Here is a 22,134-nt window from a genome sequence, read left to right on the forward strand (position 1 = left end):
CTCCCCCGCTATTCCGCCGCGACCGGCACGGCTTCGGGCTGCTTCGCAGCCTTCGGACGGATGGCGAGCACCTTCTGGTCGTGCTTGCGCACGGCCGCCTCGCCCTCGCGGAATTGCGAGTACATCGGCGCTGCCAGGAAGATCGTCGAGTACGTGCCGACGATGATGCCGATCAGCAGCGCGAGCGAGATGTCGCGCAGCGTGTCTGCACCGAGCCAGAAGGCACCGATGAAGAGGATAGACGCGACAGGGAGCACAGCGACCACGGCCGTGTTGATGGAGCGCACGAGGGTCTGGTTGACCGCGAGGTTGACCGACTCGGCGAACGTGCGCCTGGTGAGCTCCATCTCCTCCTTGGTGTTCTCTCGCACCTTGTCGAACACCACGACGGTGTCGTAGAGCGAGTACCCGAGGATGGTCAGGAAGCCGATCATCGTCGCAGGCGAGATCTCGAACCCGACGAGCGCGTAGATGCCCGCGGTGATGATGAGGTCGTGGAACAGCGAGATGATCGCGGACGCCGACATCTTCCAGGTGCGGAAGTACAGCGCCATCGCGATGAACGCGAGCAGCAGGAACACCACAAGGCCCTGGATGGACTGTTGCGTCACGTCAGCGCCCCACGACGGGCCGATGAACGTGGAGGCGACCTCGGTGACCGGAACGTCGTACGCCTTCGCGAGAGCGTCGGCGACCTGCTTGGTCTGCGCCTCGGAGAGCTGGTCGGTCTGCACCCGCACCGCGTCGCTGCCGACGGAGCTGACGTGGGCGACGGCGTTCGGGACGACGCTGGTCAGCGCATCCTGAGCTTTCGCCTGGTCGGTGTCCGTGACGTTCGTCACCGTGAACTGCGAACCGCCGCGGAACTCGATGCTGAAGTTGAAGCCGCCCTTGACCACGGGGATCAGGATGGCGATGACGACCATCACGGCCGCGATCGAGTACCAGATCTTGCGCTTTCCGACGAAGTCGAACGAGCGGGCGCCTGTGTAGAGGTCGTTTCCGAACTTGGTGAGACGGCTGGCCATCAGGAGTCCTTCCCCTCGGTCGAGCGATCAGAGGACGTCGATGACGATGACGAAGCCGAAGCGCCTGCCAGCTCGGCGGCCTTGCGCTCTGCGATCGTCTGGCGGCGAGCCGCCTCCTTGCCGCTGGACGCGGCCTTGCCTGCGCTCACGGTGACCGTCGGCTTGCGGAACTGGGCCGCACCGCGGTAAACGGCCCCCAGCGCCTGCGGGTCGAGGCCGGAGGCCTTGTGACCCGTGCTGAAGAACTTCGTGCGGGCGAGCAGCTGCAGTGTCGGGTGCGTGAACAGCAGCACGACGATCACGTCGATGACGGTCGTGAGGCCGAGCGTGAACGCGAAGCCGCGAACGTTCGCAGCAGCGAGCACGTAGAGAACGATGGCGGCCAGCAGGTTGGTGGCCTTCGACGCATAGATGGTGCGGCGTGCGCGCGTCCAGCCAGCCTCGACGGCGGACTCCAAGCCTCTGCCGTCCCGCAGCTCGTCGCGTATTCGTTCGAAGTAGACGATGAACGAGTCGGCTGTGAACCCGATAGCGACGATCAGACCCGCCACACCTGCCAACGACAGTCGGTAGTCGTAGTGCCACGACAGCAGCGAGATGGTCAACAGCGTGAGCACGGCGGCGACGACCAGCGAGATGATCGTGACGAAGCCGAGCAGGCGGTACTGGAAGAACGTGTAGATGGCGACGAGCAGGAGGCCGATCGCTCCGGCGATCAGACCGCTCATCAGCTGGGTCGATCCGAGGGTGGCCGAGATCGTGTCCTGGCTCTGCACCTTGAAGCTGAACGGAAGGGCGCCGAACTTGAGCTGGTCGGCCAGCGTCTTCGCGGTGGCCTCGGTGAAGTTGCCCGTGATCTGCGGGCGGCCGTCCGTGATGACCGCGTTCGTGGTCGGTGCGGAGATGACCTTGCCGTCGAGGACGATGGCGAACTGGTTCTGCGCGCCGGTGAGGCCGTTGAGGCGGGTGGTCACATCCGCGAACGACTTGGTGCCCGCATCGTTGAAGATGATGTTGACGGCCCACTGGCCGTTGCTGACACCGCTCGAGCTCTGGGCGAGGCCGCTGTTCGCGTCCTTGATGTCCTGACCTTTGACCTCGACGGGGCCGAGGAGGTACTTGACCGTCTTGGCGTCGTCACAGGTGATCAGCGGCTTGTCCGTCGGCGCCTGGTTGACGTTCTCCAGGTTGGCGGTGGTGCACGAGAACGCGTCGAACTGCGCCTGCAGTTCGGGGGTCACCCACGCGAGGTCGCTGCCGTTGGTCGGCTTGGTGGACGGCGTCGACTGCAGGCCGGGCGCGGGGCTCGGCGCCGGCGTGGACTTGCCGTCCGCTCCGACGACCTCGTTGGTCGGGCCGCTCGTGGCGAGCACCGCGCGGAAGTCGAGGCGTGCGCTGGCCTTGACGCGGTCGAGCGTCGCCTGGTCAGGCGTGCCGGGCAGCGAGACCACGATGTTCCGCGATCCCTCGGTAGAGATCTGCGCCTCGGAGACGCCGGAGGCGTCGATGCGCTGACGGATGATCGAGACAGCCTGGTCGAGCTGCTGCTGTTGAACGGTCTGACCGTTCTCGACCTGCGGCGCGAGGATGATCTGCGTGCCGCCCTCCAGGTCGAGGGCGAGCTTGGGCAGCCAGGTGGCATTTCCCCAGATGACGCCGGCCGTGAGCACTCCGAGGAGCACCACCACGATGGCGCCAAGCCAACTCAACGAACGCCAGGCTTTTTTGACCGGGGTCGACTTTGCCACCTAGGAACTCAGCTTTCTACGCGCGCGACGACGCCGGCACGGCGCCGTCGCACAAAGGGATTAACGGATCAGTCGTCGCTCTTCGAGCCTGGCTTCTTCGAGGCGTCGTCGACGCGCTCACCGAACTCGGGCTCGGACAGAGGGATGGCGTGGTCTTCGTTGATCTGCGGCTCGGTCGAGGAGATCTCGGCGGAGATCGGCTCTGCGACCGTCGGCTCGACGACGCGGGCGAGCACCTGGCGGTGCACCTTCAGGATGGTGCCAGGGCTGGTCTCCACGAGAGCCGTGTTGTCGTCTTCGTTGACGGAGAGCAGCGTGCCGTACAGGCCGAAGTTCGTCATGACCTCCGCGCCAGGGACCATCTTCGAGCGCGTCTCAGCCTGCTCCTTCTGGCGCTTGCGGCTGTTGCGGAACATGAAGAAGATGAGGGCCGCCAGGATGACGACCATCACAATGGTTAACGGGTCAATGGGCATGAAATCTGCCAAACCTTCCGGTGGGGTTTGTGGGAGTGGCCGAGAGGCCAGATTGAATTATATGTCATCTATCAGTGATGGTTGCTGTGAGACTCCTAGCTGCGGGCTGGAGAGTCCGAAGTGACGCCACGCTGCGGGGGTCGCGACCCGCCCTCTGGGGGTACGGGAGAGCAGCCCGATGCGGACCAGGAAGGGTTCGACGACCGACTCGATGGTCTCCGCCTCCTCGCCGACGGACACGGCCAGCGTGTTCAGTCCGACCGGCCCGCCGTCGAAACGCTCGAGGATGGCGCGCAGCACAGCGCGGTCGAGCCGGTCGAGTCCCAGCGCATCCACGTCGTAGAGGTCGAGTGCGGCCCGCACGGACTCGACGTCGGCCTCGCGGCCGTGCACGAGCGCGTAGTCCCGCACCCGGCGCAGCAGTCGGTTGGCGATACGGGGAGTGCCCCTGCAGCGTCCCGCGATCTCGGCGAGTGCCTCCTTGTCGACCGCGAAGTCGAGCATGACGGCAGCGCGGGTGAGCACCTGGGTGAGCTCAGCCTCGTCGTAGAACTCCAGATGCGCCGTGAAGCCGAAGCGGTCGCGCAGCGGATTGGGCAGGAGGCCGGACCGTGTCGTGGCGCCCACCAGCGTGAACGGCGCGAGGTCGAGAGGGATGGACGTGGCGCCCGCTCCTTTGCCGACCATGATGTCGATGCGGAAGTCCTCCATCGCGAGGTACAGCATCTCCTCTGCCGACCGCGCCATCCTGTGGATCTCGTCGATGAAGAGCACCTCCCCCGGCGTCAGCGACGACAGGAGAGCGGCGAGGTCGCCGGCGTGCTGGATGGCCGGACCGCTCGACAGGCGCAGTGGTCGCTCGCTCTCGTGGGCGACGATCATCGCGAGCGTGGTCTTGCCGAGCCCGGGAGGACCGGCCAGCAGGATGTGGTCCGCCGTGCGATCCTGCATCTTGGCGGCCGTCAGCAGCAGCTGGAGCTGCCCGCGCACCTTCGCCTGGCCGACGAACTCGGCGAGCGAGCGTGGACGCAGGGCGCCCTCGAAGGCAAGCTCGGACTCCGACTCCAGCTCGGGGGCGGTTAGATCCTCGTCGCTCATGAGCCGACCCGCCCGCTCTGCGCCGACCCGCTCTGCGCCGCTCCTGTATGGGCGGCGGGGCCGAGCCGCGCGAGCGTGAGCCGCAGCAGCGTCTGGACGCTGTCACGCAGCTTCTCGTCCGTGTCGGCGACGACCTCGGCGACGGCCTCGGCTGCGACCTTCTCCGGCCAGCCCAGCCCGACGAGGGCCACGAGCACGCTGTCGCCGATGGAGGACGGAGCGCCCGGCTTCCGGACGGCCGCCGGCGCCCTGTGCGTCACGGCGAGCTTGCCTGCGAGCTGCACCACGATGAGCTTGGCCGTCTTCGGGCCGATGCCGGAGACCTTGCGGAACGGCGCGTCGTCGTCGGCGGAGACCGCCTCGGCGATCTGATCCGGCGAGAGCACCGACAGCACGCCGATGGCGGACTTGGGGCCGACCCCGGAGACGCCGGTGAGCAGCTCGAACACCTGGAGCTGCTCCACGTCGGAGAAGCCGAAGAGCTGCAGGGCGTCCTCGCGGACGATGAGAGAGGTGTAGACGAACGCTTCGTCGCCGACACGCAGGGACAGCACGTGGTCGGCGGTCAGCTGCACGGAGAACCCGACACCGCCGACCTCGATCACGGCTGAACCGCCTGCCGCCTGGAGTACCGCGCCGCGGAGGGAGGAAATCACTTGGCCAGCCTAGGGCGCACGACCGACGTGCGGCTGGAGCGCTCGGCGGCGCGCCACGCGGCCTGCGCGGGAGTGAGCGAGCCTGTCCCAGCATCCCCGGGTGTCGCGGGGGTGGCGGGAGCCCCGCGCCAGGCGTGGCAGATCGCGATGGCGAGCGCATCAGCGGCGTCTGCCGGCTTCGGCACCTCCGCCAGGCCCAGGATGCGCGCGACCATCGTCTGCACCTGCCGCTTGTCGGCCGAGCCGTAGCCCGTGACGGCGGCCTTCACCTCGGACGGCGTGTGCAACGCGACGGCCAGGCCGCGCTTGGCCGCTGCGTGCAGCGCGACGCCGCTCACCTGGGCGACGCCCATCACGGTGTGCAGGTTCTGCTGCGCGAAGACCCGCTCGATCGCGACCGCGGACGGCTGGTGCGCATCCAGGAGACGTTCGATTCCGTCGCCGACGGCGAGCAGCCGCTGTTCGAGCGGCATGGTCGCGGGCGTCCGGATGACGACGACCTCGACGAGGGTCGCGGTGCGGTCCGGCCGTACATCCACGATCCCGACGCCACAGCGCGTCAGGCCGGGGTCGATGCCGAGTACGCGCACCGACATGGCCTGGCGCTACTCGTCTTCGCCGAGCTCGGCCTGGACCTCGGGAGTGAGGTCGAGGTTGGTGTAGACGTTCTGCACATCGTCCGAGTCCTCGAGAGCGTCGATCAACCGGAACACCTTGCGCGCCGTCTCGGCGTCCGCCTCGATGTTGAGGCTCGCCACGAACTCGACGTCGGCCGAGTCGTAGTCGATGCCGGCCTCCTGGAGCGCCGTGCGGGCGGCGACCATGTCGGTCGCCTCTGTCTGCACCTCGAACGACTCTCCGCGGTCGGTGACGTCTTCCGCACCGGCGTCGAGCACGGCCGTGAGAACGTCATCCTCGGTGAGGCCATCGGCGTGCGGGACGACGATGACGCCCTTCCGGTGGAAGTTGTATGCGACGCTGCCTGGGTCGGCCATGGTGCCGCCGTTGCGGGTCATCGCCGTGCGCACCTCGGCGGCAGCGCGGTTCTTGTTGTCGGTCAGGCACTCGATGAGGAGGGCGATGCCGTTGGGGCCGTAGCCCTCGTACATGATCGTCGCGTAGTCGATGGACTCGCCGGTGAGTCCTGCGCCGCGCTTGACGGCGCGGTCGATGTTGTCGTTCGGGACCGAAGTCTTCTTCGCCTTCTGGATGGCGTCGACCAGCGTCGGGTTGCCGGAGAGGTCGGCGCCGCCCATCTTGGCCGCGACCTCGATGTTCTTGATCAGCTTGGCGAACGACTTGGCGCGGCGCTGGTCGATGACCGCCTTCTTGTGCTTGGTCGTTGCCCACTTGGAATGCCCGGACACTGGTGCTCCCTCAGTTACGTCTAAAGATCCTGACCATTGTAGGACGTGCACACGCTCAGGCCGCGCGCACCTTGCCAAGGAAGTACTCGTGGAATCGGGTGTCGCCCGTGATCTCCGGGTGGAACGACGTGCCGATCAGGTTGCCCTGTTCGACAGCCACGACCCGCCCGTCCGCGAGCTGCGCGAGCGGCTTCGCCCGCTCTCCGACGCTCTCCACGATGGGCGCACGGATGAACACGGCGTGCATCGGCTCCCCGCCGACGGCGGGAACGTCGAGGTCGGTCTCGAACGAGTCGAGCTGCGAGCCGAACGCGTTGCGGCGCACGGAGACGTCGAGTCCGCCGAGGCTCTGCTGACCGCGGATGCCGTCGAGCACCCTGTCGGCCAGCATGATGAGCCCGGCGCAGGTGCCGTAGACCGGCAGGCCGTCGGCGATCGCCTGCTTCAGCGGCTCGGCGAGGCCGAAGGTGCGGGACAGCTTGTCCATCACGCTCGACTCCCCGCCGGGGATCACCAGGCCGCCGACCTCCGCCAGTTCGGAGGGCCGACGGACGGGCACTGCGTCGGCGCCCAGGCCGCGCAGGACCGCGATGTGCTCGCGGAAGTCTCCCTGCAGGGCCAGGACGCCGACAGGCGTGCTACCAGCCACGCTCGGCGAGGCGGTGCGGAGCGGCGAGGTCGGAGACGTTGATGCCCACCATGGCCTCGCCGAGTCCACGGGAGACCTCGGCGATCACGGCGGGGTCGTCGTAGAACGTGGTGGCCTTGACGATCGCGGCGGCGCGCTGCTCCGGGTTGCCGGACTTGAAGATGCCGGAGCCGACGAACACGCCGTCCGCACCGAGCTGCATCATCATCGCGGCGTCCGCGGGGGTGGCGACGCCACCAGCGGTGAACAGGACGACCGGCAGTGTGCCGGTCTCGGCGATCTCGACGACGAGGTCGTACGGCGCCTGCAGCTCCTTGGCCGCGACATACAGCTCGTCCTTGCTCATCGCGCTCAGCGCTGCGATCTCTGACTTGATCTTGCGGATGTGCTTGGTCGCCTCGGAAACGTCGCCGGTTCCGGCCTCGCCCTTCGAGCGAATCATCGCTGCACCCTCGTTGATGCGGCGGAGCGCCTCACCCAGGTTGGTCGCTCCGCAGACGAAGGGGACGGTGAAGCCCCACTTGTCGATGTGGTTGACGTAGTCCGCCGGCGACAGAACCTCCGACTCGTCGATGTAGTCGACGTCGAGCGCCTGCAGCACCTGCGCCTCGACGAAGTGACCGATGCGGGCCTTCGCCATGACCGGGATGGAGACCTCGGCGATGATGGCTTCGATCAGGTCGGGGTCGCTCATCCTGGCGACGCCGCCCTGCGCGCGGATGTCGGCGGGGACGCGCTCCAGCGCCATGACGGCGACGGCTCCCGCATCCTCGGCGATGCGCGCCTGCTCGGGCGTGACGACGTCCATGATGACGCCGCCCTTCAGCATTTCTGCCAGGCCCCGCTTGACCCTGTTCGATCCGGTGGCGGCGTTCTGCTCCGTGTCAGCCATCGTGGTCCTCTCGTCTGGAACTAAGAAATCTTTGACCTATGCCAAACGATAGCACTCGGCCTGGCGCTCGCTAAACTCGGGAGCGACATGGATCAGATCATCACAGGGACGACCGCCGCAGAGATCGCAGACAGCGTGCGCACCCTGCACGAGCGCGGCGAACTGCGGACGGGGGACGCGCTCCCGCCCGTCCGCGAACTCGCCGCCCTGCTGGGCGTCAACCGCAACACGGCGGTCGCCGCGTACCGGCTGCTCGCGCAGGCGGGCGTGGTCGTCGCCCGCGGCAGGGCGGGGACGGTGGTCGCTGGCCACGAGGCCGTCGCGCAGGAGGGCTATGCGGCAGACACCGTCCTTCGCGACATCGGCACGGGCAACCCCGATCCCAGGCGCATCCCCGACCCGAGCATGGCGCTGGCGCGCGCTGCAGGCCGGCCCGTGCTCTACGGCGAGCCGGTGATCGACCCCGCGCTCGAAAGCCTGGCCATCCGCTGGGCCGGCACGGACCTCCCAGGCGTCGACCTGCGAATCACCGTCACCAGCGGCGCCGTCGATGCCGTCGAGCGCCTGCTCGCACAGGCGCTCCTCCGCGACGACGCCGTCGCGCTCGAAGACCCGTGCTTCCTCGCGAGCATCCACACGGTGCGGCTCGGCGGCTATCGCGCCGTCCCCGTGCCGGTCGACGAGGAAGGCATGACCGTCGCCGGACTGCAGGCAGCGCTCGACGCCGGCGTCCGCGCGATCATCTGCACGCCGCGCGCCCAGAACCCGACAGGCTCGACCCTCACGCCTCGCAGAGCCGCAGCACTCCGCTCCCTGCTGACCGCGCATCCATACGTGCTGGTCATCGAGGACGACCACTTCTCGATGCTCTCCCGGCTCCCATACGAGACCCTTATCGGCCCCGAACACCGCCGCTTCGCCCTCGTTCGCTCGGTGTCGAAGTTCCTCGGACCCGACATGTGCCTCGCCATCGCGGCGACAGATCAGGAGACCGCCGACCGTCTCGCCCTCCGGCTCAGCCCAGGCACGACGTGGGTGAGCCACCTGCTTCAACGCCTCGTGCTCTCCCAGCTCACCGACGAGACAGTACTGGGCGAGATCGCCGACGCAGGCCGCCACTACGCCGAGCGCAACGCGGCTTTCGCTGCGCGACTCAGGGAGCATGGGCTGCATGCCTCCGCGGCAGACGGCCTCAATGTCTGGGTGGAGTCGCCGATCGAGGCGAAGGTGGTGGCCGAGCGACTGATGCGGCGCGGCTGGCTCGCCCGCACAGGCGACGAGTTCCTGCTGACCGAGCGTGCAGCGCCGTCGCACCACCTGCGGCTGACGGTGCACGACCTCACGGAGGACGAGACGGCGAGGCTGATCGACGACCTGGCCGACGCGGCGGGTTCGCGTTCCAGCCAGAGAGCGTGACTCCTGGGAGCACCGAACGTCTCGTCTCCTGCGCTCCAGCGGTCACTTTGCGCTGTTGTAATGTTTGTTGTTACCCAGTAATGTTTTGCCGGTGACAGAGCATGCAACATTCGGCTTCACAAGGTTGATCGCCATGACGGCGATCATCGGCGGCATCAGTGCCGGGGTGAGCGGCTGCTCGGTGTCCGGGGCAGACAAGGACGAACAGATGCAGGCGAATTTGGCGAACCAGCGGAAAGTCGCGGTGAAACTCGTGGAGAACTATCCCAATCCGGAGTTGGAGTCGATCACATTCACGAGCGCGGGCAGCGTAGGCGGCGCGGGCGACTGGGCGGCTCGGGCTGTCATCTCCGTCGGAGGACGCGACTACAACGGCATCCTCGGGACCTCGCTCTCAAGCGGGGACGGTTTGCCCACGATCGCCGAGGATGCGACGCCGGGCCTCGTGGCCGTGACCTACAGCGACGGCACCTCTGAGATGCTGCCATGACGAGCGACAGCGACTTCGCGGACATCGCAAGAATGGCGTATCGAGTCGACCCGCTGTGGCAGGACCCTCCCGAAGCAAAAGGAACGCAATTTCCCCAGGAGAATCCGCGGTATGTGGTGATCTCCGACCCCGCCAGCGATCCGGTGACGGGTTTTCAGGGCATGGCGGTGGCGCCGCTGGTGGACGGCCTGCCGGATTATTCGCAGGTGCACGTGTCGTTCGCGGGGACGAATCCAGGCCACCATGCCGACATCAGCGCTGATGCGCAGATCGTGCTCGGGCAGGAGACCGCCAGCGCGACGCAGGCCGGTCAGGCTCTCGCCTACGCCGAGAAGGTGCGAGCGGACGTGCTGAGGGAGAACCCCGACGCGACGTTCTCGACGGTCGGTCATTCCCTGGGCGGCTACCTCGCCCTCTACGTCGCGGGCGAACTCGAGTGGACGTCGACGACGTTCAACGCACCCGACCCGTGGAACGCGATGACCCCGCACGCCCAGCAGTGGCGACGCGACCAGCTCGACGCCGGCACCCTGCCGTGGCGCAACTTCGTGAACGAATGGGACCCGATCGCCAACTTCGACGGCAACGGGACAGGCGCCGCCATCTACGTCACCGGCGAGCCAGGGAAAGACCCCCTGTCGTACCACAACCTGGAAACCGGGTTCCCGTTCAACGCAGACGGCGCGATCACCACCACCGGCGACGGCCGATCCACCTACGAAATCACCGAGAACCTGCTCAGCGGGTTCCCCGCCAGCGTCCGCCCGGTCCCAGCGGCCGCCCTGTCCCAGCTCCTGACCGTGCTCCGCGACCCGGTCGTCGGCGCGTCGGTCGGGAGCTCCGTGTCTGCGATCATGATCGCCGTCGACACGATCGCCTCGGCCGCGCTCGCCTCCACGATCCTGAAATCGGCCGAGCACCTGACACAGCTCAAACAGATCAACAGCGGCCTGATCCCGCAGATGCAACGCGACCTCGACGACGCCAAACGCGCCGCAATCGACCTGCCATACATCACCGAAGCCGACATCGAGAACTGCGTCACCACCCACCGCCTCCGCGTGCACGACAACATCGACGAAGACGCCGTCGACACCGTCAACCGCCGCATCGACGACCACCTCGACACCGTCCAGAAACTCTTCGACGGAATCAACACCGCCATCCGCAACGCCACCGCACAAGACGAACAATGGGCATCCGTCTACCGTCAGTCCAGCGCGAACGCGAAGTAGCCCCATGAGCGACGACGGATCGAACCGCGCTGCCCGGACGCACCTGAGCCTCGCGGACGTGATCGAAGGGATCGCGAGCGGTGACCACGACATTGCCCATAACGCCCAGAGCTACATCGACGAACTCGTGCACCAGGCCGCGGTCCAGCTTCTGAACGCGCTGCTCCCGCTGATCGTTCATGGCAACAACGCCGTCACTCGTTCCACCCGCTGGGTCGCAACGGAAGCCAGCACCCTCGAATTGCAGTTCGATCTGGCCGGCGCAGACATCAGCAACACCGTGCTCGCCGGACTGGTCGCGGAGAAGGTCGAGATCGGTCTCGATCGCATCACCACGGATCTCGACTTCTCAGGCGGAGTGAACAGCATCACGTGAGTCGACGCCGCTCGGCGCGAGCAGGTTCTGCGATCTGAGAGGATCGAGGGATGAAGATCCTCTCCATCCAGTCCGCGGTGGCGTACGGCCACGTCGGCAATTCCGCAGCCGTCTTCCCGCTCCAGCGCATCGGGGTCGAGGTGCTTCCCGTCTACACGGTGAACTTCTCGAACCACACCGGATACGGCGCCTGGCGCGGACCGCTGATCGCTCCGGAGGACGTGCGCGAGGTCATCACGGGCATCGAGGAGCGCGGCGTGCTCGGGCAGATCGACGCCGTGCTGTCCGGCTACCAGGGCGGCGAGGGCATCGGCGACGTGATCATCGACGCTGTCGCCAGGGTCAAGGCCGCCAACCAGGATGCGGTCTACGCCTGCGACCCTGTGATGGGGAACGCGACGTCCGGATGCTTCGTGGCCCCGGCCATCCCCGACCTGCTGCGCGACCGCGTCGTGCCGGTCGCCGACATCATCACGCCGAACCAGTTCGAGCTCGGCTACCTCACCGGCACCTCCCCCGATACCCTCGAATCCACGCTCGAGTCGGTGGATGCGGCGCGCGGCATGGGCCCTGACACCGTGCTCGTGACCAGCGTGGAGCGTCCAGACCGGCCGGAGGACACCATCGAGATGCTCGCCGTCGACGGCACAGGCGCGTGGATCGTGCAGACCCCGCGCCTGCCGATGAAGGCGAACGGGTCAGGCGACGTGACCGCCGCGCTGTTCACCGCGCACTACCTCCGTGACCGCAGCGCGGAGTCTGCCCTGCGTAAGACCGTGTCGAGCGTGTACGACCTGCTGGCCCGCACCCTGGAGTCGGGCGAGCGCGAGCTGCAGCTCGTGGAGTCGCAGGAGTTCTACGCGAACCCGCGCGAGCAGTTCGCCGTTCGCCAGGTGCGCTGAACGCGCCACTTCCGCTGAACGCGGCAGCGCCCGCATCGTCTCCGGTGCGGGCGCTGTGCGTAGCGGGGCTTCGCAGCCGTCCGGTCAGGCGTCGTCCTTCGGCCACGCGTCGGCGATGGCCGCGCGCACCTCGCCGAGGAGCTGCGGGAGCGCCTTCGTCTTGGCGATGATCGGCAGGAAGTTCGCATCCTGAGCCCAGCGCGGCACGATGTGCTGGTGCAGGTGCGCCGCGATCCCCGCTCCGGCGATGGCGCCCTGGTTCATCCCCAGGTTGAAGCCGTCGTTCTTCGACACCTCGCGGATGACCCGCATCGCCGTCTGGGTGAGGCTGCCGATTTCGGCGACCTCTTCCGGCGTCGCCTCGTCGTACTGGGCGATGTGGCGGTACGGGCAGACCAGCAGGTGTCCACTGTTGTACGGGAACAGGTTGAGCAGCGCGTATGCGTGCTTCCCGCGCGCGACGATCAGCGCATCCTCGTCGCTCATGCTCGGCGCGACGCAGAACGGGCAGTCGTCTTTGCCCGGCTGCTGACCGTGCTGGATGTAGACCATCCGGTGCGGCGTCCACAGGCGCTGGAACTCGTCCGGCACGCCGACGAGGTAGCCGGGGTCGTCGATGCGGACCCCGCCCTCCTCGGCGCCGGTTGCACCGGCCGCACCGGCCGCCCCGGTCGCGCGGTCGGCGCTTCCGGCGCGGTCGGCGCTCTCGGCGTAGTCGTCGAGGCTCAGTCGAGCCATGCGGTGTCGACCTGCTCGTGCTTCTCGATCGCGGAAACGATGCGGTCGGTCGCCTCGTCCACGGTGACACCGTTGCGCTGCGTGCCGTCGCGGAAGCGGAAGCTGACCGTGCCGGCCGACGCGTCCTCCTCGCCGACGATGAGCTGGAACGGCACCTTGGCCTTGGTGTGGGTGCGGATCTTCTTCTGCATCCGGTCGTCCGAGTGGTCGACCTCTGCACGCACGCCGCGCGCCCTGAGACGCGAGACGAAGTCGTCCAGGAACGGGCCGAACTGGTCAGCGACCGGGATGCCGACGACCTGCACAGGAGACAGCCACACCGGGAACGCGCCGGCGTAGTGCTCCAGCAGAATCGCGAAGAAGCGTTCGATCGATCCGAGCAGAGCGCGGTGGATCATCGCGGGCTGCTTGCGGGTGCCGTCCGCCGCGGTGTACTCCAGCTCGAACAGCTCCGGCTGGTTGAAGTCGAGCTGCACCGTGGAGAGCTGCCAGGTGCGACCGATCGCATCCCGTGCCTGCACCGAGATCTTCGGGCCGTAGAACGCGGCCCCTCCCGGGTCGGCGACGAGCTCGAGACCGGATTCGACGGCGACCTGTCGCAGCGTCTCCGTCGCCTGCTCCCAGCTCTCGTCCGAACCCACGTACTTGTCTGGGTCCTTGGTGGACAGCTCGAGGTAGAAGTCGGTGAGGCCGTAGCCGCGCAGCGTCTCCAGCACGAACTCGAGCTGGCGCGCGACCTCGTCCTTGATCTGCTCGTCGGTGACGTAGATGTGGGCGTCGTCCTGGGTCAGGCCGCGCACACGGGTCAGGCCGGAGAGCGTTCCGCTCTTCTCGTAGCGGTACACCGTGCCGAACTCCGCCAGCCGCAACGGGAGCTCCCGGTAGCTGCGTCCGCGGGCCCGATAGATCAGGTTGTGCATCGGGCAGTTCATGGGCTTCAGGTAGTAGTCCTGGCCCTGGCGGGTGACGTGACCCTCCGCATCCACCTCTTCGTCCAGGTGCATCGCGGGGAACATGCCGTCTTTGTACCAGTTGAGGTGCTGGCTGATCTCGTAGAGGCGGCCCTTGGTGATGTGCGGGGTGTTGACGAGCTCGTAGTCGTTCGCGATGAGGCGCTCGCGCATGTAGTTCTCGATCTCGTTCCGGATGATCCCGCCCTTGGGGTGGAACACCGCGAGACCGGAGCCGATCTCCTCCGGGAAGCTGAACAGGTCGAGCTCAGAGCCCAGCTTGCGGTGATCGCGCTTGGCGGCCTCCTCCATGCGGGTCTGGTACGCGCGCAGCTCGTCCTTGGTCGGCCAGGCCGTTCCGTAGACGCGCTGCAGCTGCTTGTTCTTCTCATTGCCCCGCCAGTACGCGGCGGCGACGCGGGTGAGCGACCAGCCGTTGCCGATCATCCTGGTGTTCGGCAGGTGCGGGCCGCGGCAGAGGTCCTTCCAGACCGTCTCCCCCGTCTTCGGGTCGACGTTGTCGTAGATCGTGAGCTCCGAGCCGCCGACCTCGACGGACTCGCTCTCGTCGAATGCGGTGGTGTCGCCGTGCACGACGCCGCCCTTGAGCCCGATGAGCTCCAGCTTGTACGGCTCGTTCGCGAGCTCTGCACGCGCCTCGTCGTCGGTGACGACCCTGCGCACGAAGCGCTGGCCTGCACGCACGATGCGTGACATCTCTTTGTCGAGCGCCTTCAGATCCTCCGGGGTGAAGGACTCTGCGACGTCGAAGTCGTAGTAGAACCCGTCGGTGATGGGCGGCCCGATGCCGAGCTTAGCCTCCGGGTTGATCGCCTGGACGGCCTGCGCGAGCACGTGCGCTGTCGAGTGCCGGAGGATGTTCAGCCCGTCCGGAGAGTCGATGGTCACCGGTTCGACGGTGTCCGTGGTCGTGACCTGCGTTGCGAGATCTTTCAGTTCGCCGTTGACGCGCATCGCGACAACGGAACGGTCGGTGAAGAGCTCGAAGCCGTCAGCCACCTTTTCCACTCCTTGGGATCGTGTTAATCGGAACCCTTCAACCTTAGTGCGCGCGGGAAGGGCGCCTTCGCGCGCGACGGAGGTGCGCACAGCCCCCTCCACAGGCTGCGCCTCCGGAAACGACGAGATGCCAGAAACCGTGTCGAGATCAGGAAGGATCGACGCAGTTTCTGGCATCTCGTGAGCGTGAGCCGGCGCGGTCAGTCGTTGCGGCGCATCCAGTGCTCGCGCATGAACATCCGGCCGAACCACGCGCTGAGTCCGTTGCCGCCGAACTCGTCGGGGTCGGCATCGAACACCTCCGTGCCCTCCGGTTCGGGGAGCGCTTCCGCCTGCGCGGCCGTCAGCGTCGTGTGCACGGCGGCCGTGGTGATCCGGCCGACGACGCGCGCGTCGACGAACCGCAGCCCGTTGGCCGTCGTGACGGCGATGCCGTCGAAGAGGTCGATCGTGCTGTCCTGGAGCACGTGCTCGACGGTGCCGATCTCGGCGCCGTCGGCATCCAGAACCGCCGTGCCCGTGGTGAGTGCTGTATATGCGATCGGCGTCTCCGCCTGCCCTTGTGTGTTGTCCGTCACGCCGGGAACTCTACCCCCGGGCAGCTTCCGTGCGGAATGGCCAGCACCGACGCCCCCCCCCCCCCCTCATCCCCCAGGCGGATGCTTCCTGGCACCCACGGGAGGTAGCGTCGAACACATGCATCGACGTGGAGCCGCCGCGGTCGCGCTCCTGCTGACAGGGGCGCTGCTCTCCGGGTGCAGCGCCCTGCACGATCTGGCGGCGGGCAGCACGACCGGGGATGCGACACCCTCACCGCGAACGTGCCTTCCTCCGGGCGCGGACCCCGACCCGTCTCCGACTCCCGCTCCGACCCTGGACCCGAACGTCGCCACGCAGATCCGGAAAGCGCTCGCCGCCGTGCGCGCGTTGCCCGAAGTGGACACTGTCGGCGAGAGTACGTCCAACGCTCAGAGCACATACCCCGACCCCGAACGCTCCTACTGCCAGCTCGTGGAGAACCACTTCTCGACGGACGTCACTGTGACCATGTCGCCGGAGGCGACGCCGCAGCAGGCAGGGGCCGTGCCGTCGGCGATGGCGAAGCACCTCGCCTGGACGGGTGTCAGCCTGTCGATGACGGTGCCCGCCGGCCCCGGACACGTTGCCAGCGTCGTCCACTACAACCGGACGTTCGACCAGTCGATCCCGCTGGAGACGTCCACCGGGGTGGCCGACGGTCTGCAGCGCATCGCCTCGACTTCCGGGGTGACCTCCGTGGAGGCGTCGATCCCCTACACGATGCGGGTGGAATACGGGTCGCTCACGGTGACGGTCGATCCCGCTGACGAAACCACTCTGGCGGCAGTGCGCAGCGTCATCGACGGGACCGCGTTCGCGGACACGACGCTGCACGGATCGTTCCACAATGGCGCGAAGCCGTAGGAGGATGCATCCTCGCTGGACGATCCGCTCACGCGGAACGTCGCGGCGTTCGCGTCATTTCTGCGTGATGTGAGCCAGCCGGATCAGGTTCCGCGCCGCCATCGCGACCGTGAGAGGTCCGACGCGTGGGACGAAGACGCCCGCACGCTCCTTGGCCGACTCAGCGAAGTTGGTGAACTCCGCGACGTCGACGCAGATCGCGCCCGCACGGATCTCGTCGCCTCGGATGAGTTCGAAGTCACGGGATGGCACGGCCGAGATGACGACGTCGGCGTCGGCCAGCGCTGCCGCGCGGTCGATTCCCGACGACCGCACCTCGTGGGTGTGCCGGCCGATGGCAGGCTCGTAGGTCACGGCTCCCGAGATGTCGAGCGAGTGGACGCGCGCGCCGTCATTGGCCAGCATCGCCGCGAGCGGGCGTCCGACCACCTCGCTGCGGTTGATCACGCACGCGGTGACGCCCTCGAGCGGGGCGTTCCCGCTGGTGCCGCGCATCCCGGCACGGTTCAACAGCTTCAGAATGGCCAGGGGCGTGCACGGCAGGATCGCCCGCAGAGTGCGGCCGGAGTCGACGAACCGCTCGTTCTCGTAGAGCAGGCGGCTCCAGAAGGAGTGCATCCCCTCGATGTCTTTGCGGGGGTCGACCAGTTCGCGGAGCCATCGGTCGTCACGAGCGGCGAGCGGGTAATAGAGGAAGATGCCGTCCACGTCCGCGTCGACGTTCGCGGCTGCGACGGCCGCCTCGGCCTCGTCCGGCGTGACGTGGCGGAGGTCGAATTCGATGCCGACATCGTCGAAACCCCGACGTGCGAAGCGCGCATACGTTGCGGCCGGGCCTTCGTCCTGGCCGAGGAGACCGACGACGCGGAGCGTGCGACCTGCAGCACGGAGCCGTTCCACGTCCTCGCGGACCTCATCCCGGAAGGACGCAGCCACGGGGGACGGATCGAGCACGGTTGCGGTCATGAGGCCTCCTGTAGACGATGGGCGAGCTGCGTGCGCGCCGCCAGCAGAGCCGGCGCGCGGTGCGAGTGCATGCGGTCGAGCTGGGCGAGGTTGACATCGACGGTGCGGATGGCGGCCCATGCGGCGCCGCCGATGACGTCGCGGCCCGCGACCACGTCGCTCAGGATTCCCGGCTTCACCGCGGACGCAGCCTCGCGCGAGGCGTCGAGTGCGTCGATGAGGGCCGCGACAAGCGAGAGCGGACGCTCGGTCGCTGTGACGGTCGCCGCCTCGATCGCTCCTCGGCGCTGCTCACGATCTGCGTCGTCCGAGCGAGGCAGGCGATAGGCGGACATGAGGCTCTCGAAGTCCGTCACGTCCGCATCCGCGCCGGGGACGATGCGCTCCTGCAGAGCACCGAGTCGCTCACTCAGAGACTCCAGCTCCGGGTCGGCCGTCACCGCGAGAGCCATCTGCACGAGGCCGACCCCGAACGCCCCCGTCATGGCAGCGATCGAGCCGCCACCCGGCGTCGGTTCGGACGATGCCGTCCTCGACAGCAGCTCCGACGCGGGGAGCTCCCACAAACTCTGTTGCACCCACCAAGCCTATCCACGCCGACAGCACGGTTCGGCCTCGACATGGGTTCCCCACGGGGGTCGTTCGTCCTCAGCCGGCCGGTGTCGCACCCACCTGAGGGCCGAGCGGCCGGTAGGTCAGGTGCGTCACACGAGACGCCTGTCGCAGCGACGTCAGCTCCAGCGGCTGGGGAGGCACGCCGTCGAACACACGCACCCCAGCGCCGGCGATGTACGGAGTCACATGGAGCCGCAACTCGTCGATGAGCCCTGCGGTCAGGTAGGCGTTGACCGTGCTCGGGCCGCCGATGACCTCGATGTCCCTGGCGCCCGCCACAGCGCGCGCCGCCTCCATGGCCGAGTGGATGCCGTCGGTGACGAAGTGGAACGTCGTCCCGCCCTCCATCTCGATGGGCTCGTGAGCGTGGTGGGTGAGCACGAACACCGGGCCGTGGAACGGCGGATTCGGCCCCCACCAGCCACGCCACTCACGATCCCATCCCCCTCGAATCGGACCGAACATATTGCGGCCCATGATGAAGGCGCCGGCGTCGGAGATCCCCGCGACCTCCGACTGGTTCTCGCCGTCGTCCTGGAACATCCAGCCGTGCAGCCAGTTCTCATCGAGGTCGCCGAACGGTTTCTCCTCCGTCTGATTCAGCCCCGTCGCGTAGCCGTCCGCCGTGACTGCGAGGTCGCTGTTCACCGTGCTCATGATGTGACTTCCTCACCCGTCGTCGTTAGCAATCGGTTCGATGGTAGGTCGATCCGGAGTTCTCCGACAGGTTCGTGGATGAGCTGCGCAGACAGCATCCGAGGCTCGTGACGCGCTCAGTAGATCGGATGCACCAGCTTGCGCACCTCGACCTGTGAATACCTCGCCTCGACAAAGCGCCCGGCGATCTCCACCGCTCTCTCCAGGCTCTCGCAATCGACGGTGTAGAAGCCGCCGACCCACTCCTTCGACTCGCTGAATGGGCCGTCCGTCAACCGGACGTGGTGCGGAGCGCGACGGTCTGCGCGCACGATTGCTGCGGTCCGTTGGCTGTATTCGTTCGAATCCAGGTACTCGTCGGATTCCTTCAGCTCGGCCAGCATCTGCTGGTGGACACGCGCCCATTCCGCTGCGACAGCCGGGTCAGGATGGTCTCCTTGGGCGGCTGCGGCGAACTCGGAGTTGTTGTAGATGATGATTTCGAAACGCATTGTGCTCCTGTCAATGGTGTGAGTGACACATTGACGTCGAACGAACCCGTCCGTATTCGACACTTTGCTCGCCGGAGATCTCCTGTCCCGGCACAACAAAAAAACCCCCGGATCTCCGGGGGTTCTGCGTGGTGGGCGATACTGGGATCGAACCAGTGACCTCTTCCGTGTCAGGGAAGCGCGCTACCGCTGCGCCAATCGCCCAAGCCTGAATGACTCCAGGTTGGAGGTGGATACGGGATTCGAACCCGTGTATACGGCTTTGCAGGCCGCTGCCTCGCCTCTCGGCCAATCCACCGTTTGGGTTCACCACCGTTGTGAGAAGCCCGACCTTTCGATCGGGCTGACTCGAGCGGATGACGAGATTCGAACTCGCGACCCTCACCTTGGCAAGGTGATGCGCTACCAACTGCGCTACATCCGCATTTCGTTCCGCATCTCTGCGGCACTTGAATGACTTTAGCCGATGCCGACGCGGAAAACCAAACCGGGTGACGCAGCCGGGTGTGTCGCGCTGCCGATGTGCGCTCGGCCCCGTTCGTCGGCTAGTATCGAGTCTCGCAGCCGGTTCACGGCCGCGAAACCCAGGGCGATTGGCGCAGTTGGTAGCGCGCTTCCTTCACACGGAAGAGGTCATCGGTTCGAGTCCGGTATCGCCCACCGAACGCCCCCGGTCCGCCGGGGGTTTTTGCGTTCCCGCCACCGTGTCATCATGCAGGGATGGCATCGTTCATCTTCATCTACCGGGCGGGACCCGACCCCATCCCGCCGTCGCGGCTCGCAGAGAATCGAGAGGCGTGGCGGGCCTGGAACGTCGCGCTCCACGAGGACTACGGCATCCGGACGGCGCACGGGAAGCTCGTGACCTCGGATGGGGTCACGGAGAGTGACGGCCAGGTGCGAGGAGCGTCGATGGTCGAGTTCGATTCGATGGAGGCCGCGCTCGAGGTGGCGAGGCGCAGCCCGAACCTCGCATTCGGCGGAACCGTGGAAGTCCTGCAGGAGTACTGAGCCGCTATCCGCACGGCGGTCTCCGGGCGGTGGAGCGACTCAGCGCCACCCGTAGCGCGCGACGAGCGCGTCTCGCACCGCGCCGTAGCGGCGACGGTCGAGGGCCGTGGCCTCGCGCCGCATCCCCGCCTGGTGCAGCCGGAAGACGCGATCGGTGTTCACGTAGCTCGGCCTGCGCTGTGCATCCCAGTCCCCCGTGCCGATCGGCACGTACTCCGTGCGGCCGGGATGCGCCTGGCTGGTGAGCTGGACGGCCAGAACGGTCCCGGAGCGCTCGCTGGCGACCACCAGCACCGGCCGGTCCTTGCCTCGGCCGTCGCGCTCTTCGTACGGCACCCAGGTCCAGACGATCTCGCCAGGGTCCGCGTCGCCGTCCGTGCTCGGCGCGTACGCCATCGTCACGCGGCTGATCGCGCGCGGGTCGACCTCGACGGTCGCAGACGGGCCGGAACGGCCAGGCTCATCCCCTGCTGTCCGCTGCGGAGCCGCCGAGCGCTTCTGCGTCGTCGGCCGCGGAGCCGCCGCTGTCCGGGTCGTAGCCGCTGTCCGGGTCGTAGCCGGCGTCCTGGTCGGCGTCTTCTTCGTCGGCAGCAGCGCGTTCGCGATCGCGCGCACGAGGTTCATCGGGAAAGCCACCGTCCGCACGATACCGGAGCCTGGTCAGCCCTAGCGTGTACCGGAGCGCGATCGCGATCAGCAGCGAGACCACGAACGAGTACGCCGCCACGCCGAGCCCGGCGACCGCCTGTGCGACGAACAGGTCGAAGTTGCCGCTGTCGACCATCCCGTCGCCGTTGGCGAACAGGCCGATGTAGAGCAGGCCGACCAGGCTCGCCACGATGTGGATCACGCAGATGGTCATCGGCACGCCGAAACGCGCCCTGGCCGCCAGGTCGACCATGCTCGCGCAGGCGATCGCGGCCAGCGCGCCGAGCAGCAGCGACCAGCCGATGGTCAGCACACCGGATGCGGGGGTGATCGCCACCAGGCCGGCCACGGCCCCGCACAGGGCACTCGTCACGGTCGGGCGCCGCAGCAGCACCCTGTCGACGATGATCCACATGAGCGCGCCGCCCGCGGACGCCATCAGCGTGTTCAGCGCGATCAGCGGGGCGAACGCGTCGAGTGCGCCCTCCGACCCGACCGTGAGGCCGAACCAGCCGACCCAGACGAGCGCTCCCCCTGCCGCGACGAGCGGGAGGCGCCGTTCGCCCGCGACGGGATGGTCGCGATGGCCGCAGGCGAGGATGACCCCGGCCGCTCCGCTGCCCGCCGCGAGGCTGATCGGGATGGCTCCGCCGAAGTCGATGACGTGCATGCCAGCCACCGCCCAGCCGTCCCCGAGCGCGAACACCGCGTATCCGGCCGGGAAGAGCACGAGCACCGACCAGAGCGCGGAGAACACGGCCCACGCGCGCAGCGTCACGCGGGAGGCGATGGCCGTGCCGAGGATGGTCACCGCCACCGCGCACACCGCGATCAGGTATCCGGCCCTCGCCAACGGGTACAGCGTGGATGCGGTCCCCTTCCCCGGAGTGAACACGTCGGCGAGGCCCCAGTCCGGCCGCCCGACCAGGTGGGCGATCAGCGGCGAGCCTGCGAGCATCCCGTAGCCGCCCAGCACGGCGAGCAGCACGACGATCGCGGATCCGACGAGCGCAGCTCTGAACGCTTGAGACGCACCCTTCGCTCCCGTCATCCCTCCGTAGAAGAACGCGAGGCCAGGGACGACCGCCATGACGAAGGTGGCGCTCACCAGCAGCAGGAGGGCGTCGACCTGCGCGCTCGTGGCAGGCGTCATCCGTCCTCCTCGTCGCGCGAACCGGGCAGCAACACCCTACTGGGCCGCACAGCACCCTGCGGCGCACGCGCGGAGCGGGGCGCCGCCCGAAGGCGACGCCCCGCTCGCG

The 22,134-nt window shown here is 67.6% G+C and carries 25 protein-coding genes and 4 tRNA genes; 8 read left to right on the forward strand and 21 right to left on the reverse strand.

The genetic code is table 11. The features are described 5' to 3' along the window. Positions 1-8 precede the first annotated feature (8 nt). From secF to pdxS, 9 genes are all read right to left on the reverse strand, one after another. Positions 9-1,028, reverse strand: a complete 1,020-nt coding sequence (gene secF, locus ACIRCZ_RS04980; protein ID WP_055894191.1) for a protein translocase subunit SecF — start codon at positions 1,026-1,028, stop codon at positions 9-11. Continuing rightward, a complete protein-coding gene (secD, locus tag ACIRCZ_RS04985) occupies positions 1,028-2,776 on the reverse strand; it encodes a protein translocase subunit SecD (protein ID WP_055894193.1) in 1,749 nt (582 codons plus the stop codon). Before secD ends, secF begins: the two co-directional genes overlap by 1 nt. A gap of 68 nt (positions 2,777-2,844) precedes the next feature. Beyond that, entirely contained in the window at positions 2,845-3,252 is a 408-nt protein-coding gene (gene yajC, locus ACIRCZ_RS04990) for a preprotein translocase subunit YajC (protein WP_055894195.1), read from the reverse strand. A gap of 57 nt (positions 3,253-3,309) precedes the next feature. Further along, positions 3,310-4,350, reverse strand: a complete 1,041-nt coding sequence (gene ruvB / locus ACIRCZ_RS04995) for a Holliday junction branch migration DNA helicase RuvB (protein ID WP_055894197.1) — start codon at positions 4,348-4,350, stop codon at positions 3,310-3,312. Continuing rightward, complete coding sequence (ruvA, locus tag ACIRCZ_RS05000) at positions 4,347-5,006, reverse strand: Holliday junction branch migration protein RuvA (protein ID WP_402850289.1); 660 nt, start codon at positions 5,004-5,006, stop codon at positions 4,347-4,349. Before ruvA ends, ruvB begins: the two co-directional genes overlap by 4 nt. Beyond that, positions 5,003-5,596 (reverse strand): crossover junction endodeoxyribonuclease RuvC, encoded by a 594-nt coding sequence (gene ruvC / locus ACIRCZ_RS05005; RefSeq protein WP_402851656.1) that lies wholly within the window; start codon positions 5,594-5,596, stop codon positions 5,003-5,005. Before ruvC ends, ruvA begins: the two co-directional genes overlap by 4 nt. 15 nt (positions 5,597-5,611) lie before the next feature. Continuing rightward, positions 5,612-6,373, reverse strand: a complete 762-nt coding sequence (locus tag ACIRCZ_RS05010) for a YebC/PmpR family DNA-binding transcriptional regulator (RefSeq protein ID WP_055894205.1) — start codon at positions 6,371-6,373, stop codon at positions 5,612-5,614. Between the two features lie 55 nt (positions 6,374-6,428). Continuing rightward, a complete protein-coding gene (gene pdxT / locus ACIRCZ_RS05015; RefSeq protein WP_402850292.1) occupies positions 6,429-7,022 on the reverse strand; it encodes a pyridoxal 5'-phosphate synthase glutaminase subunit PdxT in 594 nt (197 codons plus the stop codon). Next, positions 7,012-7,914, reverse strand: a complete 903-nt coding sequence (gene pdxS / locus ACIRCZ_RS05020; protein ID WP_055894211.1) for a pyridoxal 5'-phosphate synthase lyase subunit PdxS — start codon at positions 7,912-7,914, stop codon at positions 7,012-7,014. Before pdxS ends, pdxT begins: the two co-directional genes overlap by 11 nt. An 87-nt stretch (positions 7,915-8,001) precedes the next feature. Between pdxS and ACIRCZ_RS05025 the strand changes: the two genes are divergently transcribed. The 5 genes from ACIRCZ_RS05025 (at position 8,002) to pdxY (ending at position 12,333) form a co-directional block, all read left to right on the forward strand. Further along, on the forward strand, positions 8,002-9,330 hold the full coding sequence (locus tag ACIRCZ_RS05025) for an aminotransferase class I/II-fold pyridoxal phosphate-dependent enzyme (RefSeq protein ID WP_402850295.1): 1,329 nt from the start codon (positions 8,002-8,004) through the stop codon (positions 9,328-9,330). 133 nt (positions 9,331-9,463) lie between these two features. Then, a complete protein-coding gene (locus ACIRCZ_RS05030; RefSeq protein WP_402850296.1) occupies positions 9,464-9,820 on the forward strand; it encodes a hypothetical protein in 357 nt (118 codons plus the stop codon). Then, on the forward strand, positions 9,817-11,055 hold the full coding sequence (locus tag ACIRCZ_RS05035; protein ID WP_402850298.1) for a hypothetical protein: 1,239 nt from the start codon (positions 9,817-9,819) through the stop codon (positions 11,053-11,055). The genes ACIRCZ_RS05030 and ACIRCZ_RS05035 overlap by 4 nt, the downstream gene beginning before the upstream one ends. 4 nt (positions 11,056-11,059) lie before the next feature. Further along, a complete protein-coding gene (locus ACIRCZ_RS05040; RefSeq protein WP_402850300.1) occupies positions 11,060-11,431 on the forward strand; it encodes a hypothetical protein in 372 nt (123 codons plus the stop codon). A gap of 50 nt (positions 11,432-11,481) precedes the next feature. After that, positions 11,482-12,333, forward strand: coding sequence for a pyridoxal kinase PdxY (gene pdxY, locus ACIRCZ_RS05045; protein ID WP_402850302.1), 852 nt, complete (start codon positions 11,482-11,484; stop codon positions 12,331-12,333). 84 nt (positions 12,334-12,417) lie between these two features. Here pdxY and ACIRCZ_RS05050 read toward each other — a convergent pair whose 3' ends face one another. The 3 genes from ACIRCZ_RS05050 to ACIRCZ_RS05060 all read right to left on the reverse strand — a co-directional run bounded on the left by ACIRCZ_RS05050 (position 12,418) and on the right by ACIRCZ_RS05060 (position 15,619). Then, positions 12,418-13,071, reverse strand: a complete 654-nt coding sequence (locus tag ACIRCZ_RS05050) for an HIT family protein (protein ID WP_402850305.1) — start codon at positions 13,069-13,071, stop codon at positions 12,418-12,420. Continuing rightward, the gene (gene thrS / locus ACIRCZ_RS05055; protein WP_402851659.1) at positions 13,059-14,996 is read right to left on the reverse strand and encodes a threonine--tRNA ligase; all 1,938 of its coding nucleotides are present in this window, start codon (positions 14,994-14,996) and stop codon (positions 13,059-13,061) included. Before thrS ends, ACIRCZ_RS05050 begins: the two co-directional genes overlap by 13 nt. 245 nt (positions 14,997-15,241) lie before the next feature. Next, on the reverse strand, positions 15,242-15,619 hold the full coding sequence (locus ACIRCZ_RS05060; protein WP_402850308.1) for a hypothetical protein: 378 nt from the start codon (positions 15,617-15,619) through the stop codon (positions 15,242-15,244). A 118-nt stretch (positions 15,620-15,737) separates the two neighbouring features. Here ACIRCZ_RS05060 and ACIRCZ_RS05065 point away from each other — a divergent pair, with 118 nt between their 5' ends. Beyond that, on the forward strand, positions 15,738-16,484 hold the full coding sequence (locus ACIRCZ_RS05065; RefSeq protein ID WP_402850310.1) for a hypothetical protein: 747 nt from the start codon (positions 15,738-15,740) through the stop codon (positions 16,482-16,484). Positions 16,485-16,538: 54 nt separating this feature from the next. Here the strand turns inward: ACIRCZ_RS05065 and ACIRCZ_RS05070 are convergent, their stop codons facing one another. From ACIRCZ_RS05070 to ACIRCZ_RS05100, 7 genes are all read right to left on the reverse strand, one after another. Further along, complete coding sequence (locus ACIRCZ_RS05070; RefSeq protein ID WP_402850313.1) at positions 16,539-17,450, reverse strand: bifunctional methylenetetrahydrofolate dehydrogenase/methenyltetrahydrofolate cyclohydrolase; 912 nt, start codon at positions 17,448-17,450, stop codon at positions 16,539-16,541. Then, complete coding sequence (locus ACIRCZ_RS05075) at positions 17,447-18,028, reverse strand: cyclodeaminase/cyclohydrolase family protein (RefSeq protein WP_402850316.1); 582 nt, start codon at positions 18,026-18,028, stop codon at positions 17,447-17,449. Before ACIRCZ_RS05075 ends, ACIRCZ_RS05070 begins: the two co-directional genes overlap by 4 nt. 70 nt (positions 18,029-18,098) lie before the next feature. After that, on the reverse strand, positions 18,099-18,722 hold the full coding sequence (locus ACIRCZ_RS05080; protein WP_402850319.1) for a dihydrofolate reductase family protein: 624 nt from the start codon (positions 18,720-18,722) through the stop codon (positions 18,099-18,101). Positions 18,723-18,838: 116 nt separating this feature from the next. Continuing rightward, positions 18,839-19,213, reverse strand: coding sequence for a YciI family protein (locus ACIRCZ_RS05085; RefSeq protein ID WP_055894237.1), 375 nt, complete (start codon positions 19,211-19,213; stop codon positions 18,839-18,841). A 129-nt stretch (positions 19,214-19,342) separates the two neighbouring features. Beyond that, positions 19,343-19,417 (reverse strand) — tRNA-Val (locus tag ACIRCZ_RS05090). A 20-nt stretch (positions 19,418-19,437) separates the two neighbouring features. Next, positions 19,438-19,511: transfer RNA gene (locus ACIRCZ_RS05095), tRNA-Cys, on the reverse strand. Between the two features lie 53 nt (positions 19,512-19,564). Continuing rightward, a tRNA-Gly gene (locus tag ACIRCZ_RS05100) sits at positions 19,565-19,637 on the reverse strand. Between the two features lie 163 nt (positions 19,638-19,800). Between ACIRCZ_RS05100 and ACIRCZ_RS05105 the strand changes: the two genes are divergently transcribed. Both ACIRCZ_RS05105 and ACIRCZ_RS05110 read left to right on the forward strand, forming a co-directional pair. Next, a tRNA-Val gene (locus ACIRCZ_RS05105) sits at positions 19,801-19,873 on the forward strand. 60 nt (positions 19,874-19,933) lie between these two features. After that, positions 19,934-20,224 carry a YciI family protein gene (locus tag ACIRCZ_RS05110; RefSeq protein ID WP_055894240.1) on the forward strand — a complete coding sequence of 97 codons (291 nt, stop codon included), beginning with the start codon at positions 19,934-19,936 and terminating at the stop codon, positions 20,222-20,224. A gap of 39 nt (positions 20,225-20,263) precedes the next feature. Here ACIRCZ_RS05110 and ACIRCZ_RS05115 read toward each other — a convergent pair whose 3' ends face one another. Both ACIRCZ_RS05115 and ACIRCZ_RS05120 read right to left on the reverse strand, forming a co-directional pair. Continuing rightward, positions 20,264-20,620, reverse strand: coding sequence for a type II toxin-antitoxin system PemK/MazF family toxin (locus tag ACIRCZ_RS05115; protein ID WP_055894242.1), 357 nt, complete (start codon positions 20,618-20,620; stop codon positions 20,264-20,266). 64 nt (positions 20,621-20,684) lie between these two features. Beyond that, positions 20,685-22,025, reverse strand: a complete 1,341-nt coding sequence (locus ACIRCZ_RS05120; protein WP_402850323.1) for an ammonium transporter — start codon at positions 22,023-22,025, stop codon at positions 20,685-20,687. Between the last annotated feature and the right edge of the window lie 109 nt (positions 22,026-22,134).

It is taken from the genome of Leifsonia sp. NPDC102414 (assembly GCF_044765685.1).
Lineage (GTDB): Bacteria > Actinomycetota > Actinomycetes > Actinomycetales > Microbacteriaceae > Leifsonia.